The following is a 14,138-nucleotide window of genomic DNA, read 5'->3' on the forward strand; positions in this document are numbered from 1 at the left end:
CGTCTCGGCACGTCGGTTGGCGTAGCGGTTCCCCGGTCAGCGGCGGGCAAACCCCTTCTGACCTGCACTGGTAGCAGCGCTTTCCTCCCGAAGGGTGAATGGCGCGCGACGGGTGGGGAACCGTCGCCCCGTGCCTCGATCCGCCTCCTCCCGCCCCAGTCCCGCCTGATGCGCGTCCTGCTCTGGCACGTGCACGGCTCCTGGACCACGTCGTTCGTCCAGGGCAGCCACGAGTACGTCCTCCCCGTGACGCCCGACCGTGGCCCCGACGGCCTCGGCCGCGCGCGCACCTGGGACTGGCCCACCAGCGTCGTCGAGGTGGCCCCGGAGGACCTCCGGGCCGCGGAGGTCGACGTGGTGGTCCTCCAGCGGCCGCACGAGGCCGAGCTCGTCGAGCAGTGGCTCGGCCGCCGACCGGGCGTGGACCTGCCCGCCGTCTACCTCGAGCACAACACCCCCCTGCACGGCGAGCCCGACGTCCCCGACACCCGGCACCCGATGGCGGACCAGGACCTGGTTCCCATCGCCCACGTGACCGGCTTCAACGAGCTCTTCTGGGACAACGGCGCGGCGCCCACCACCGTCATCGACCACGGGATCGTCGACCCGGGACACCTGTGGACCGGCGAGCTGCCGCACGCGGCGGTCGTGGTCAACGACCCCGTCCGCCGAGGGCGCTCGGTCGGCACGGACCTGCTCCCCGACCTGCTGGCGGCAGGTCCCGTGGACGTCTTCGGCATGCGGGTCGACCAGCTGCCGCCCGCCGACGGGCTCCGGACCCACGAGGACCTGCCCCAGGCGCGGATGCACGAGGAGCTGGCGCGCCGCCGGGTCTACGTCCACACCGCACGCTGGACCTCGCTCGGCCTCTCGTTGCTGGAGGCCATGCACCTCGGCATGCCGGTCGTCGCACTGGCCACCACCGAGGCCGCCGTGGCGGTCCCGCCGAGCGCCGGCGTGGTCACCACCCGCCGCAGCGAGCTCCGCGAGGCCGTCTCGCACTTCCTCGCCGACCCGGCGGCCGCCGCGGAGGCCGGACGGCACGCCCGCGCGCACGCCCTCGAGCACTACGGCCTGCCCCGGTTCCTCGAGCGCTGGGACGAGCTCCTCGCCGAGGTGGTCCGGTGAGCGCCCGGGTCACGACGGTCATCGCCACGCGCGACCGGTGGCCGGACCTGCAGGTCTCGCTGCCGCACCACGAGGGCCCGGTCGTGCTGGTCGACAACGGCTCACGCGACGGCACACCCGCGCACGTCCGCCGCGACTTCCCCCACGTCGAGGTCATCGAGCTGCCGGCGAACATCGGCGCCCCGGCGCGCAACGTGGGCGTCGAGGCAGCCACGACGCCGTACGTCGCCTTCGCCGACGACGACTCGTGGTGGGCGCCGGGCGCCCTGGACCGGGCCGCCGCCGTGCTCGAGCGCCATCCGCGGCTGGCCCTCGTGCACGCGCGCATCCTGGTCGGCCCGGAGGAGACGCTCGACGGCCTCTGCGCCGAGCTGGCGCACAGTCCGCTCCCCCGCTCGCCGGGCCTTCCCGGGCCGGCCGTCCTCGGCTTCATCGCCTGCGGCTCCGTCGTGCGCCGGGAGGCGTTCCTCGAGGTCGGCGGCTTCGATCCCGTCGTCGAGTTCGCCGGCGAGGAGGAGCGCGTCGCGCTCGACCTGGTCGCCCGCGGGTGGGACCTGGCCTACGTCGAGGACGTCGTGGCGCACCACCACCCCTCGCCCGTTCGCGACGCCGACGGCCGTCGGCGCACCCGGGTGGTCCGCAACCGGCTGCTCACCGCCCTGATGCGGCGCCCGTGGCCGGTGGTGCTGGGCGAGGCGGGCACGACCCTGCGGGCCGGCGACTGGCCCGCGCTGCGCGGCCTGCTCGAGGCGGTCCGGCGCTCGCCGCGGGCGTTGGGCCGACGAGACGTCGTCCCGGGCCGCGTCGAGGACCTGTTGGCACTCCTGTCCTGACCCCGGCCCGCGGCGACGTCAGGGACGCGGGTTGGTCCGGCGCCACGGCTTCTCGTCGCGCCGGTGGCCGGTGGCCGCCAGGCAGCGCCGGCACACCGAGCTCACCCGGTCGGCGTCGCGGCCGGTGGCCGGTTGCACGTCGAGCCAGTCGACGTGGGAGAAGCGACCGAGCCGGGCCTTCTTCGTCGGGATGCCGCAGAGGGTCTGGTTGGTGCCCGGGAGCCACGCGTGGACCTCGCCGGCAGGCGACCGGATCCCGTCCGGGTCGGTCCAGGTGTCGGTGGCGGCCACGGCTGCTCGCATGCCCGTCGGGTTGCCCGGCGGCGGGCGGCCATACCTCCGGTGCGCTCCGCTCAGCGTCGCTGGGCGCGCGCCGAGGAGTACAGGCAGAGGGCGGCCGCGGTGGAGAGGTTGAGGCTCTCGGCGCGGCCGTGGATGGGGATGCGGACCCGGTGGTCGGCCAGCGCCGCGAGCTCGGGGGGCAGCCCCCAGGCCTCGTTGCCGAAGAGCCAGGCGGTCGGCCGGGACAGCAGGTCGCCGGCGTCGTCGAGGTCGACCTCGCCCGAGCCGTCCGCCGCCAGGACCACCAGGCCGGCGGCCTGCGCGGCACGCACGGCCGCGGCCGCGTCGCGCTCGACGGCGAGGGGCAGGTGGAAGAGGCTGCCCACGGTGGCCCGCACCGTCTTGGGGTTGTAAGCGTCGACCGAGTCACCGGCGAGCACGACCAGGTCGGCACCGGCGGCGTCGGCGCAGCGGATGACGGTGCCGGCGTTGCCGGGGTCGCGGACGTCGGCGCACACCGCGACCAGGTGGCGCTCCGGCTCCAGCAGGTCGCCCAGCGGCCGGTCGAGGTGACGGCACACGGCGACCACGCCGGCCGGGGTCACGCTGTCGCTGAGCGAGGCCAGCGCACGGTCGTCGACCAGCGTCCACCGCGCCCCCGCCTCGGTTGCGGTGTCGGCCAGGGCGGCGTGGGTCGCGGTCGCCGTCGCGGTGGCGAACACCTCGACGACGCACCCGGGGACCTCGAGGGCGCCCTGGACCGCCTTCGGGCCGTCAGCGAGGAACAGCCGCCGCTCGGTGCGTACCGAGCGGCGGCTGAGCCTGCGTGCGTCCTTGATCCTGGCGTTGCCCGCGACCAAGGGCTGGTCGGTCGTCAGGCCGAGGCCTCCGCCTTGGGGGCGTTGACGTCCTCCGGCAGCGCGTTCTTCGCGACCTCGACGAGCGCGTTGAACGCCGCGACGTCGTTGACGGCCAGCTCGGCGAGGATCTTGCGGTCCACCTCGACGCCGGCCAGGTTGAGGCCCTGGATGAAGCGGTTGTAGGTCATCCCCTGCGCGCGCGCCGCAGCGTTGATCCGCTGGATCCACAGCTTGCGGAAGTTGCCCTTGTTCTTGCGCCGGTCGTTGTAGCTGTAGACCAGCGAGTGGGTGACCTGCTCCTTGGCCTTGCGGTACAGGCGCGAGCGCTGGCCGCGGTAGCCGCTGGCGCGCTCGAGGGTCGTACGGCGCTTCTTCTGGGCGTTCACTGCCCGCTTGACGCGTGCCATCTGTCGTGCTCCTTGGTGCTCATGGGTCCAGGTGGGTCCGACCGGTCGGGCCGGCTGTCCACCGAGGTACGGGTGGGGGCGAGGTCAGAGACCCAGCATCTTCTTGGCGCGCTTGACGTCGGCCTTGGCCAGCTCGACCGTGCCGGTCATCCGGCGGGTCACCTTCGAGGGCTTCTTCTCGAGGTTGTGGCGCTTGCCCGCCTTCTCGCGCAGGATCTTGCCGGAGCCGGTCACCTTGAAGCGCTTGCTGGCACCCGAGTGGGTCTTGTTCTTCGGCATCTGTTGTCTCTCTCTCGTCGTCCTGCCGGAGCACGGTGGCGCCCCGGCGGAAGTTCTCGGGTCTGGCCCGACCCGCTCAGGCGTCGATCTCCGGGTCGAGGTTCTCGGAGCGGCCGCGCTCCTTCTTCTGCGCGACCGGGCCGGCGGCGTGGGCCGCGTCGCGCTCGGCGCGCTCGTCGGCCTCGGCGGCGGCACGCTCAGCCGTCTTGGCGTCCTTGGCGGCCTGGACGTCGGCCTTGGCGTCGGCCTTCTTCTTGTGCGGGCCGAGCACCATGATCATGTTGCGGCCGTCCTGCTTGGGCGCCGACTCCACGAAGCCGAGGTCGGTGACGTCCTCGGCGAGCCGCTGCAGCAGCCGGAAGCCCAGCTCGGGCCGGTGCTGCTCGCGACCGCGGAACATGATCGTGATCTTGACCTTGTCGCCGGCCTTCAGGAACCGCACGACGTGACCCTTCTTGGTCTCGTAGTCGTGCGCGTCGATCTTCGGACGAAGCTTCATCTCCTTGATGATCACGTTCGTCTGGTTCCGACGGGCCTCACGGGCCTTCTGGGCGTTCTCGTACTTGAACTTGCCGTAGTCCATGAGCTTGCAGACCGGCGGGCGCGCCATCGGCGCGACCTCGACGAGGTCGAGGTCGGCCTCCTGCGCGAGGCGGAGGGCGTCGGCCGTCGGCACGATGCCGACGGTCTCGCCGTTGGGTCCAACGAGGCGGACCTCGGAAACCCGGATCCGGTCGTTGATACGAAGCTCGGTGCTGATGTGTCCTCCTGGTGGCTACGTGGCCGGAGTCCTCGCACGCCCCGGTGTCGGACCGGAAATGACGAAAGGCCTCCGCTGACGCAAGCGGAGGCCTTCACTGCCCGTTCGCCACGGGTGCACGCCACGAGGTGCGCACGCCACGGCCGGAGCCTTCAGGACCGGACCCGACGACCTGTGACCGGCGGTGCTGCTGGTGCCGGGCGGCGGTCGGTGCGGGTGGGAGACGGATGGTGCTGGTCCCCGCTTGTGGATCGGCGCCCTGGGCCAGGACACGCCTGGTCCGGGGCACTGATCGGTCAACAAGGAAGGCTAGCGGATCATTCCTCCGTCGGCCGAATCCAGGCCGACCGCTCCCCCACGCGCGCGAGCGTCCACCCGGCCGCCAGGGCACGGAGGTCCTCGCCCTCCACGACGACCCGGACGGGGCCGGCCACGTCCACGAGCAGCGCCGCCGCGCCCTCCTGCACGGCCGCCTGGGCGGCGAGCTGGGCCGGTACCGGCACGGGACGCGCCGCGGGGTCCCACGCCGCCATCGCGGCGGTCCCCGAGAAGGCGAGGAGCGCGCGCCGGCCGTCGGCCCCGGTCAGCAGCACCGCCGCCATGTCCGACGACTTGTCCCGGGCCAGGCCCTGCTCGTCGAGCTCCACCTCGCCCAGCACCGCGACCACCGGCACCAGGAGCCGGCACGCGGTCAGCGCGCCGAGCACCTCGGGGTAGCGGCGGGCGTCCGCGGCGTACGACGTGGTGGCGGCGACCAGCGCGGCCGGCGGCTCCCCCGTGTCGTCCGGGAAGCCGGGGCCCAGCAGCCGCCGCTGCCCCTCCGGCTCCTCGCCGCCGCCTCGGGGCACCTGGTCACCGACCTGATCGTCCACCCTCCCACCTTCTCACCGCCCCCTCTGGCACGCTGGAGGGGTGGACGACGCGACGTGGGCCGCGCTGGCCGTCACCCTGACCCTCCTCGGAGCGGTGTGGACGTGGCACGCCTTCCGGCGCCGCGGCACGGCCGCGGGCCTGCGGGGCGCCGGGCTGACCCTGCTGCCGGTGGCGGCCTACCTCACCGACACCCTCGAGATGTTCACCCGCATCGGCACGGCCGTCGGCGACTGGGTGGCCGGCCTGGCGCTGAGCCCCAGGGTCTGGGCCGGCATCGCCGTGGCCGGCGTCGCCGTCGCCCTGCTGGTGGTCTCCGGGCTCCTGCGGGACCGTGAGCGGTCGCGGGCGCTCGGCAAGGGTCCAGCGGCGAGCCCGCCGGCGGCCGGCCCGGAGCGCGGCGAGCCGGCCATCGGGTCCGGCGGCGACGAGGAGATGGCGGAGATCGAGGCGCTGCTCCGGCGGCGCGGGATCTCCTGACCTCCGGCCGCCTGGCGCACGAGCGCCTCCCGGCACCCTAGGCTCGGCGCGTGGACCACCACGACACCTCCGCCCGCGACCGGCTCTGGGCCCGGCTCACCGGTGCGGCGGCCGCGCACGGCGGCCCTCTCAGCACCCCGGCCATGGTCGTCGACCTCGACGCCTTCGACGCGAACGCCGCCGACCTGGTGCGGCGGGCGGCTGGAACGCCGATCCGGGTGGCGTCGAAGTCGGTGCGGGTGCCGGCGCTGCTCCGTCGCGCGCTGGCCACCGACGGGTTCGCGGGGGTGCTGGCCTACACCCTGCGAGAGGCGCTGTGGCTGGAGGAGCACGACGTGAGCGACGACGTCGTCCTCGCTTATCCCACCGTCGACCGGGGCGCCCTGCAGCGCCTCGTCGAGTCACCGTCCGCTGCCGCCCACGTGACGCTCATGGTCGACGACGTCGCGCACCTCGACGTCGTCGACGCGGTGCGGTCCTCACGCGCCGTGCCGGTCCGCGTCGCCCTCGACGTCGACGCCGCGCTGCGGATCGCGCCGCGGGACCGGCAGATCTCCACCATCGGCCCGCGACGCAGCCCCCTGCACCGTGTCGACGACGTGGTCCGGCTCGCCCGCGCGGTGCTCGACCGCCCCGGCTTCCACCTCGTCGGCGTGATGACCTACGAGGGCCAGGTCGCCGGCGTGCCCGACGACGTCCCCGGGCAGCGCCTGCGGTCGAGCGTCGTACGCCGCATCAAGCACGCCTCCGTCGACCAGCTGGCGGTCCGCCGGGCCGAGGTCGCGGCCGCACTGCGCCCCCTCGTCGACCTGGAGCTGTGGAACGCCGGCGGCACGGGCTCCCTCGAGTCCACCGTCGCGGACCCCGTGGTCACCGAGGCGACCGCCGGCTCGGGCCTGCTGGGACCGACCCTGTTCGACCACTACCGCGCCTTCGACCCCCGGCCGGCCGCGTTCTTCGGGCTGCCGGTCGTCCGTCGGCCCGGCTCCGGGGTCGTGACCGTCCACGGCGGGGGGCTGGTGGCCTCCGGCCCCGCGAACCGGGACCGCCTGCCCACGCCGTGGGCCCCGGCCGGGCTGGCGCTGACCGGCCTGGAGGGCGCCGGCGAGGTGCAGACGCCCCTCACCGGGGCCGCTGCCGACCGGCTCCGGATCGGCGACCTCGTGTGGTTCCGGCACGCCAAGTCCGGCGAGCCGTTCGAGCACACCGACCGGGTGCACCTGCTGGCCGGCGACCGCTTCGTCGACGAGGTGAGCACCTACCGTGGTGAGGGCCTCGTCGGCTGAGGCCGCCGAGGTGGTGCTCGCGCTGCTGCGCGAGCGTCGGCCCACCCTCGGCGACGGCCGGCTGGTCTGCATCGACGGCCCGGCCGGCTCCGGCAAGACCACGCTGGCGGCGCGGCTCGCCGCCCTGGCGCACGCCCCGGTCGTGCACATGGACGACCTCTACGACGGCTGGGACGGCCTGCCGCGGGTGGCCGACCAGCTCGGCACCCTCCTCGAGCCGCTGGCCCGCCGGGAGCCGGGACGCTACCGGCGCTACGACTGGCACGCCGGCGCGTTCGCCGAGACCGTCACCGTCCCGCCTGCCCCGCTGCTGGTCCTCGAGGGCGTCGGGTCCGGGTCCGCCGCGTGCTCCCCGCTGATGACCGCCCTGGTCTGGGTGGAGGCCCCGCCCGACCTGCGGCTGCGGCGTGGCCTGGAGCGGGACGGGCCCGAGGTCGAGCCGCACTGGCACCGCTGGACCGCGGCGGAGGCGGCGCACTTCGCCGCGGACCGCACGCGCGAGCGGGCGGACGTGCTGGTGGACGGAACCGGCGAGCCGCCTGCCCGCCACACGCGCTGAGGCCACCGCACCGGGTCGCGCATAGGGTGGCCCGCGTGCTGGCTCCGAGTGGTGAACAGTTCGACATCGAGGGCGGCGGCTACCGCGCCGTCGTGACCGAGAGCGGCGCCGCCCTGCGGGTGCTGTCCTACCGCGGTCGCGACCTCGTCGACGGCTTCCCCGAGGACCAGATGGCCTCCGGCGGCCGCGGCCAGCTGCTGGCGCCCTGGCCGAACCGCGTCCGGGACGGTCGCTACTCCTTCGGTGGGCACGAGCTGCAGCTGCCGCTCACCGAGCCGCGGCGCGAGAACTCCTCGCACGGACTGGTCCGCTGGGCCGCCTGGACCGTCGAGGAGCACACCGGCCACTCGGTGTCGTTGCAGTACCGGCTCATGGCGCAGACCGGCTATCCGTGGACGTTGGACCTGCACGTCGCCTACGACCTCTCCGCCGACGGCCTCACCGTGACCCAGACGGCCACGAACACGGCCGGCGAGGCCGCGCCGTACGCCTCCGGGGCGCACCCGTACCTCCGGGTCGGCGAGGGGCCGGTCGACACCCTCGAGCTCACCGTGCCCGCGGCGACGCGGCTGCTCACCGACGACGAACGGCTGCTGCCGGTCGGACGGGAGGAGGTCGAGGGCACGCCGTACGACTTCCGCGTCGCCCGTCCGCTCCGCGCGACCGCGCTCAACCACGCCTTCACCGGCCTCGACCGTGACGACGACGGCGTCGCCACGGTGCTCCTGCGGGACCCGGGGACGGGCGACGGCGTCGCGCTCTGGGTCGACGGGCACCACGGGTGGCTGCAGCTCTACACCGCCGACGACGTGCCCGCGACGGCTCGTCGCTCGCTCGCCGTGGAGCCGATGACCGCCCCACCCGACGCGTTCCGCTCCGGCGAGGACCTGCTCGTCCTCCGCCCGGACGAGACCGTCTCGGTCGTCTGGGGCGTGCGGGCGCTCGAGGCCTGACCGAGGCTTGACCGGGGTCCCGTCAGCCGGGCGGGTCGGCGACGAGCGCGCGCAGCTCGCGCACGGCGCGCCGGGAGCGCTCGCCGTCGGACCCCTGGATCCCCAGGGCGGACGCCGTGCCGCCGTCGGCCAGGTCGAGGGTCACCCACGGGGCACCCGGCGGGAGGTGCACCGCGACGACCTGCGGCCAGGAGTACTCACGCCGGCGGAAGCCGTTGACGACGACGAGCCGGTCCCGCTCGGCTGTCACCCGGGAGCGCATCAACCCGAAGAGGATGAGCAGTCCCAGGAGCACGAACCCGATCACCGTGGCGCGCTGCAGGAGCGTGAAGGCGGCCCGGGTCTCGGCGTCGAAGGTCAGCCAGGCGGCGGCGAGCACCGCGACCAGGCCGAGACCGAGGACGGTGCCGACCACCCGCGGGCCGAGCGGGCGCCAGGTGCGCGGCAGCGCCGGCGGCGCAGCAGGCACGGGCGGGCGCTCAGAGCCGGCAGGCATGGATGTCGGTCAGCAGGATGCCGCGGGCACCGAGGTCCCACAGCTCGTCCATGAGCCGCTGGGCGCCCGCGCGCGGGACCATGGCGCGCACGGCGACCCAGCCCTCCTTGTGCAGCGGGGAGACCGTCGGGCTCTCGATGCCGGGGGTGAGCGCCACGGCCGCGGCGACGCGCTCGCTCTCGATGTCGTAGTCCATCATCACGTAGCTGCGGGCCACCAGCACGCCGTCGAGGCGCCGCTTGAAGATCTCGAAGCCGGCCGGCGCCTCACCGGCCCGTGTGACGAGGACCGCCTCGGACTCCAGGATCGTCTCCCCGAAGACCTCCAGGCCCGCACGACGCAGCGTCGACCCCGTCTCCACCACGTCGGCCACGACGTCGGCGACGCCCAGCTGGATGCTCGTCTCGACCGCGCCGTCCAGGCGGACGACGGTGGCGTCGATCCCCTGCTCCTCCAGGAAGGTGCTGACCACGCCGACGTAGGACGTGGCGATCCGCGTGCCGGCCAGCTCCGACAGCTGGGTGTAGCGGCCGGCGGGCCCCGCGAACCGGAACCTGCTCCGGCCGAAGCCGAGCGGGCGCACCTCGGCGGCCGTGGCGCCCGAGTCGCGCAGCAGGTCCCGGCCGGTGATGCCGACGTCCAGGGTGCCCTCGCCGACGTACAGCGCGATGTCGCGGGGGCGCAGGTAGAAGAACTCGACGCCGTTCTCGGTGTCGATGAGGGTCAGCTGCTTGGCGTCCTCGCGCTGGCGGTAGCCGGACTCACGGAGGATCTCCGACGCGGACTGGGAGAGCGCGCCCTTGTTCGGGACGGCGACTCGGAGGAGGGACATGGCGGTCCTTGTCAGAGGTGGGCGTAGACGTCGTCGAGCTCGAGCCCGCTGGCGAGCATCAGGCACTGCGCGTGGTAGAGCAGCTGGCTGATCTCCTCCGCGGCGCGTTCGGGCCCCTCGTGCTCGGCGGCCATCCAGGACTCGGCGGCCTCCTCGACCAGCTTCTTGCCGATGGCGTGCACGCCGGCGTCGAGCTGGCGGACGGTGCCCGACCCCGCGGGGCGGGTCCGGGCCTTCTCCTGCAGCTCCGACCACAGCTCGTCGAACGTCTTCACGGGCGACCAGCCTAGGCCGTCGACGTGCCGGCACGTGTGGCGGGCCGTGGGCCGGGGAGGCGCGTGGCGGCGAAGCGTGCTCCCAAGACCCGTCCTGATACCGTCGGGGGTATGCGCAGCACGCTGTCGCTCGAGGCGCAGCGCCGTCGCTACCACGTCGTCGTACCCGTCGCCGCCGGGCTCGTGGCGATCTTCGCCGGGCTCCTCCTGCCGAGCGTCCCCGCCGACGTCCGCGAGACCGCGAGCGCCGTCGGTCTCGTCCTGGCCGGGGGGATCGCCGGAGTGGGCTGCCTGCTGCGCGCGCGGCTCTCCGTCGGGCGCAAGGCGCGAGCCTGGTGGCTCTTCGCCGCGGCAGCCGGCGCAGCGGTGGTCGGCAACCTGTGGGTTGCCGCGACCGGCGCGTCCCTGACCGGGGAGCCCGCGCTGGCCAGCGACATCAGCGTCGCGGTGGCGCTGGCCTTCTCGATCGCCGGGATGCTCTCCTTCCCGACCGCCCGACGCCGCGGCAGGGACCTCGCCATGATGGCCCTCGACGCGGTCGTGGTCGCCTCGGCCGTGCTCATCGTCGCGTCGGTGCTCGTCTACCAGCAGCTCCTGGACGCCGGCGACGGCTCCTGGGGCGAGCGGGTGTGGACCCTGTTCGTGCCCTTCCTCGAGGTCGCCCTCGTGACCATCGGGCTCCTGCTGGTCGTGCGCGCCCGTGGCCGCAGCCGGCCCGCCCTCGCCCTCCTCGCGGTCGGGTTCCTGCTCTACGCCGCGACGGACCTGAGCTACGCCGTGCGGGTCGCGGAGGGGACGTTCGGCTTCGGCAGCCCGGCCGACCTCGGCTGGATCGCCGGCTACCTCACCATCGCCGCCGCCGCCTGGTACCCCGCCCGCCCCGGCGACGGTGCCGGCGAGGAACGGATCGCCAACGCGGACGCTCGCGACACCGTGCTGCTCTTCCTCGTGGTCGGCGTCGCCTTCCTCGTGCAGGTGCTGGCGGGTGACACCGGCGACGTGGACGGCCCGCAGCGCCTCCTCTGGCTGGCGCTCGGGCTGAGCGTGGCCGCCCGCCAGGTGCTGCTCACCGTCGACAACGCCCAGCTGCGGCGCGGGCTCGAGCGCCGGGTCGCCGAGCAGACCGCCGACCTCCGGCGGCTGGCGCGACAGACGGAGGTGCTCCTGACCTCGGTCGGTGACGGCATCTACGGCGTCGACGACCGCGGGTCGGTCACCGCCGTCAACCCCTCGGCCGCCCATGCGCTGGGCTACCGCCCCGACCAGCTGCTCGGCCGGTCCGCGCACGACCTCTTCCACGCCCCGCCCGCGGAGCGGGCGGACTGGTCCTACGCCGAGTGCTACATCGCCCAGGCGATCCGGTCGGGCAGGGTCACGTCGGCGGAGGAGGACGTCTACCGGCGCTCGGACGGCACGACGTTCCCGGTCGAGATCACCGCCAGCCCGTTGGTCGACGAGGAGACGGTCACCGGCGCGGTGGTGGTCTTCCGAGACGTCACGCAGCGGCGCGAGGTGGACCGGCTGAAGAACGAGTTCCTCTCCGTCGTCAGCCACGAGCTGCGGACGCCGTTGACGTCCATCCACGGCACGCTGACGCTCCTGGCCGCCGGCCACCTCGGCGACCTGAGCACGACCGGCACGTCCATGGCGCACACGGCGCTCGAGAGCACCGAGCGCCTCACCCGGCTCATCAACGACATCCTCGACCTCGAGCGGATCGAGTCCGGGGCCCAGGCGGTGACGCTGGGCCCCGTGGACGTCCCCACGATCCTCGGCACGGCCGTCGCCGAGATGACTCCCATGGCCGAGGCCGCCGCGGTCCGGCTGGAGGTCGAGGCGGCCCCGGTGCAGGTGCTCGCCGACGACGACCGGGTGGTGCAGATCCTCACCAACCTGCTCCACAACGCCATCAAGTTCTCCCCCGCCGGCGGGCGGGTGACCGTGAGCGCGGCCGCGCAGCCCAGCGGCGACGCGGTGCTCTTCCGGGTGCAGGACCAGGGTCGCGGCATCCCCGCCGACCAGGCCGCCGCCGTCTTCGACCGGTTCCACCAGGTCGACTCCTCCGACGCACGACAGGAGGGCGGGACCGGTCTCGGTCTCGCGATCACGCGTGGGATCGTCGAGCGGCTCGGTGGCCGCATCTGGGCCGAGAGCGCGCCCGACGGTGGTGCGAGGCTCAGCTTCACCCTGCCGGTCCCCCGTCCCCCGGCTCCCTCCGACGGCTCGGTCCCCACGACGGCCCTCGAGATCCCTCGCACCGAGAAGGAGCTTCGTTGACCGAGCCCGAGACCGAGACACCGTCCGGCACCGCCCGGTTGTCCATCACCGTCCGCGCGGCCACCGGGAGCGGACGCACGCCGCTGGCGGCCTACGACCAGGCGCTGCTCCATGCGGGGATCGGCAACTTCAACCTCATCAAGCTGTCCTCGGTGATCCCACCGGGCAGCGACGTGAGCGTCGTCGACGATCCTGGCGCCGTCCACCTGGCGGGGGGCCACGGCGACAAGCTCTACTGCGTGCAGTCGGCCGCGTTCGCCGACCTGCGCGGCGAGACGGTGTGGGCCGGGCTCGGCTGGAGCGCCGACGCCACCACGGGCGGGCTCTTCGTGGAGCACACCGGCGGCAGCGAGGAGTCGCTGCGCGAGCAGGTCGAGCTCAGCCTCGCCGACATGGATGCGAACCGCGGAGGGGGATACGGGCCGGTGCACGTCGCCAGCACGCACGCCCACTGCACCGACCTGCCCGTCTGCGCGCTGGTCGTGGCGGCGTACACCGTCGAGGACTGGATGCCGAAGGAGGGACCACGTGGCTGACGGTCGGACCGCCGCACGGGCCGGCGTCGACATCTCCGTGGAGTCGGAGCTCGACGAGGCCACCACCACCGCGTACTGGGAGCTCTACCGCGAGACGTTCGCGGAGCTGGAGACCCGCGCGGTGGCACGGCAGCTCCTGCACGAGCACGAGTTCCGCGAGGAGATGGGCGACCCGCGGGTGATGAAGTACGTCGCGCGCAACCACGGCGGCGAGGTCGTCGGCCTCTCCACGCTGACCCGCGACCTCACCACGGTCCCGTGGATCGCCCCTGGCTGGTACGCCCACCACTACCCCGAGCAGACCGCGCGGGATGCCGTCTTCTACCTCGGCTTCACCCTGGTGCGCGGGGACCAGCGGCAGGGGCGGGTGCTGTGGGCGATGATCGAGCGCATCGTGGAGCTGCTCGCGGCCGAGCGCGCGGTCTGCGGCTACGACCTGTGCAAGTTCAACGACCAGGTCATCGGCCTCGGACCGGGGACCGAGGCCCTGCTGAAGGCGAACGCCGCGGTGGACGTGGCGACCGTGGACGTCCAGACGTACTACGCGGCGTCCTTCGCCGGACCGCTCCCGGCCGACCAGCCCGGAGCGGTTCCTCCCGGAGCGGCGTCGCCCTGATGCCGCGTGCGCTCGTGGTCGACGACGACGACGCGATCCGGGAGCTCACCATGGTCGCGCTGGAGACCGTCGCCGGATGGGAGGTCGTCACCGCCGAGGGCGGGGAGCCGGCGCTGGCGCTCGCGGTCGAGCACCAGCCCGACGTCGTCGTCCTCGACCTGATGATGCCGGACATGGACGGCCGCACGACCTTCCAGCGCCTCCAGGCGCAGCCGGCGACGGCGCACATCCCCGTCGTGCTGCTGACCGCCAAGGTGCAGGTCGGCGACCGCCAGGTGTGGGACGACATGGCCGTGGCCGGGGTGATCCCCAAGCCGTTCAACCCGTTGACGCTCGCGACCGACATCGCAGCCCTCGTGGGGTGGCCGTGACCGGCCGGCTGGAGGTCCCCGGGAGGCGACCGGGCCGG

General features: G+C 74.1%; 19 protein-coding genes. 10 read left to right on the plus strand and 9 right to left on the minus strand.

Features of this window, described 5'->3' with window-relative positions; translation table 11 throughout:
* Positions 1–168 precede the first annotated feature (168 nt).
* Together ACSMHG_RS00115 and ACSMHG_RS00120 are read left to right on the plus strand one after the other, a co-directional pair.
* On the plus strand, positions 169–1,128 hold the full coding sequence (locus ACSMHG_RS00115; protein ID WP_435741286.1) for a glycosyltransferase: 960 nt from the start codon (positions 169–171) through the stop codon (positions 1,126–1,128).
* A complete protein-coding gene (locus ACSMHG_RS00120; protein WP_435741287.1) occupies positions 1,125–1,961 on the plus strand; it encodes a glycosyltransferase family 2 protein in 837 nt (278 codons plus the stop codon). The genes ACSMHG_RS00115 and ACSMHG_RS00120 overlap by 4 nt, the downstream gene beginning before the upstream one ends.
* 18 nt (positions 1,962–1,979) lie before the next feature.
* Here the strand turns inward: ACSMHG_RS00120 and ACSMHG_RS00125 are convergent, their stop codons facing one another.
* From ACSMHG_RS00125 to ACSMHG_RS00150, 6 genes are all read right to left on the minus strand, one after another.
* A complete protein-coding gene (locus ACSMHG_RS00125; protein ID WP_435741288.1) occupies positions 1,980–2,264 on the minus strand; it encodes a hypothetical protein in 285 nt (94 codons plus the stop codon).
* A 50-nt stretch (positions 2,265–2,314) separates the two neighbouring features.
* A complete protein-coding gene (locus ACSMHG_RS00130; RefSeq protein WP_435741289.1) occupies positions 2,315–3,103 on the minus strand; it encodes a TrmH family RNA methyltransferase in 789 nt (262 codons plus the stop codon).
* A 14-nt stretch (positions 3,104–3,117) separates the two neighbouring features.
* A complete protein-coding gene (gene rplT, locus ACSMHG_RS00135) occupies positions 3,118–3,510 on the minus strand; it encodes a 50S ribosomal protein L20 (protein ID WP_154617256.1) in 393 nt (130 codons plus the stop codon).
* 84 nt (positions 3,511–3,594) lie between these two features.
* Positions 3,595–3,789, minus strand: coding sequence for a 50S ribosomal protein L35 (rpmI, locus tag ACSMHG_RS00140; RefSeq protein WP_166195813.1), 195 nt, complete (start codon positions 3,787–3,789; stop codon positions 3,595–3,597).
* Between the two features lie 76 nt (positions 3,790–3,865).
* On the minus strand, positions 3,866–4,549 hold the full coding sequence (gene infC, locus ACSMHG_RS00145; protein ID WP_435741538.1) for a translation initiation factor IF-3: 684 nt from the start codon (positions 4,547–4,549) through the stop codon (positions 3,866–3,868).
* A 317-nt stretch (positions 4,550–4,866) separates the two neighbouring features.
* Complete coding sequence (locus ACSMHG_RS00150; protein ID WP_435741290.1) at positions 4,867–5,421, minus strand: SseB family protein; 555 nt, start codon at positions 5,419–5,421, stop codon at positions 4,867–4,869.
* 40 nt (positions 5,422–5,461) lie between these two features.
* On the opposite strand from ACSMHG_RS00150, the gene ACSMHG_RS00155 reads away from it, so the two are divergent.
* The 4 genes from ACSMHG_RS00155 to ACSMHG_RS00170 are packed head-to-tail and all read left to right on the plus strand — an operon-like array spanning position 5,462 to position 8,697.
* Positions 5,462–5,899, plus strand: a complete 438-nt coding sequence (locus ACSMHG_RS00155) for a hypothetical protein (RefSeq protein WP_435741291.1) — start codon at positions 5,462–5,464, stop codon at positions 5,897–5,899.
* A gap of 50 nt (positions 5,900–5,949) precedes the next feature.
* Complete coding sequence (locus ACSMHG_RS00160) at positions 5,950–7,185, plus strand: alanine racemase (RefSeq protein ID WP_435741292.1); 1,236 nt, start codon at positions 5,950–5,952, stop codon at positions 7,183–7,185.
* On the plus strand, positions 7,166–7,744 hold the full coding sequence (locus tag ACSMHG_RS00165; RefSeq protein WP_435741293.1) for a uridine kinase family protein: 579 nt from the start codon (positions 7,166–7,168) through the stop codon (positions 7,742–7,744). Before ACSMHG_RS00160 ends, ACSMHG_RS00165 begins: the two co-directional genes overlap by 20 nt.
* A gap of 35 nt (positions 7,745–7,779) precedes the next feature.
* Positions 7,780–8,697 carry an aldose 1-epimerase family protein gene (locus ACSMHG_RS00170; protein ID WP_435741294.1) on the plus strand — a complete coding sequence of 306 codons (918 nt, stop codon included), beginning with the start codon at positions 7,780–7,782 and terminating at the stop codon, positions 8,695–8,697.
* Between the two features lie 22 nt (positions 8,698–8,719).
* Here ACSMHG_RS00170 and ACSMHG_RS00175 read toward each other — a convergent pair whose 3' ends face one another.
* From ACSMHG_RS00175 to ACSMHG_RS00185, 3 genes are read right to left on the minus strand one after another with little or no spacing between them, the layout of a single operon-like run.
* On the minus strand, positions 8,720–9,166 hold the full coding sequence (locus ACSMHG_RS00175; protein WP_435741295.1) for a PH domain-containing protein: 447 nt from the start codon (positions 9,164–9,166) through the stop codon (positions 8,720–8,722).
* Positions 9,167–9,176: 10 nt separating this feature from the next.
* Positions 9,177–10,025 carry an ATP phosphoribosyltransferase gene (hisG, locus tag ACSMHG_RS00180; RefSeq protein WP_435741296.1) on the minus strand — a complete coding sequence of 283 codons (849 nt, stop codon included), beginning with the start codon at positions 10,023–10,025 and terminating at the stop codon, positions 9,177–9,179.
* An 11-nt stretch (positions 10,026–10,036) separates the two neighbouring features.
* Positions 10,037–10,300, minus strand: coding sequence for a phosphoribosyl-ATP diphosphatase (locus ACSMHG_RS00185; protein WP_435741297.1), 264 nt, complete (start codon positions 10,298–10,300; stop codon positions 10,037–10,039).
* Positions 10,301–10,411: 111 nt separating this feature from the next.
* Here ACSMHG_RS00185 and ACSMHG_RS00190 point away from each other — a divergent pair, with 111 nt between their 5' ends.
* Genes ACSMHG_RS00190 through ACSMHG_RS00205 form a run of 4 tightly spaced genes read left to right on the plus strand, consistent with a single transcriptional unit; the run spans position 10,412 to position 14,100 of the window.
* Positions 10,412–12,577 carry a sensor histidine kinase gene (locus tag ACSMHG_RS00190; RefSeq protein ID WP_435741298.1) on the plus strand — a complete coding sequence of 722 codons (2,166 nt, stop codon included), beginning with the start codon at positions 10,412–10,414 and terminating at the stop codon, positions 12,575–12,577.
* The gene (locus ACSMHG_RS00195) at positions 12,574–13,113 is read left to right on the plus strand and encodes a pyruvoyl-dependent arginine decarboxylase (RefSeq protein ID WP_435741299.1); all 540 of its coding nucleotides are present in this window, start codon (positions 12,574–12,576) and stop codon (positions 13,111–13,113) included. Before ACSMHG_RS00190 ends, ACSMHG_RS00195 begins: the two co-directional genes overlap by 4 nt.
* On the plus strand, positions 13,106–13,729 hold the full coding sequence (locus ACSMHG_RS00200) for a hypothetical protein (protein ID WP_435741300.1): 624 nt from the start codon (positions 13,106–13,108) through the stop codon (positions 13,727–13,729). The genes ACSMHG_RS00195 and ACSMHG_RS00200 overlap by 8 nt, the downstream gene beginning before the upstream one ends.
* Positions 13,729–14,100, plus strand: a complete 372-nt coding sequence (locus ACSMHG_RS00205; protein ID WP_435741301.1) for a response regulator — start codon at positions 13,729–13,731, stop codon at positions 14,098–14,100. The genes ACSMHG_RS00200 and ACSMHG_RS00205 overlap by 1 nt, the downstream gene beginning before the upstream one ends.
* The last annotated feature ends 38 nt before the right edge of the window (positions 14,101–14,138 follow it).

Origin of the sequence: Nocardioides ureilyticus, assembly GCF_051280745.1 — a bacterium.
Lineage (GTDB): Bacteria > Actinomycetota > Actinomycetes > Propionibacteriales > Nocardioidaceae > Nocardioides.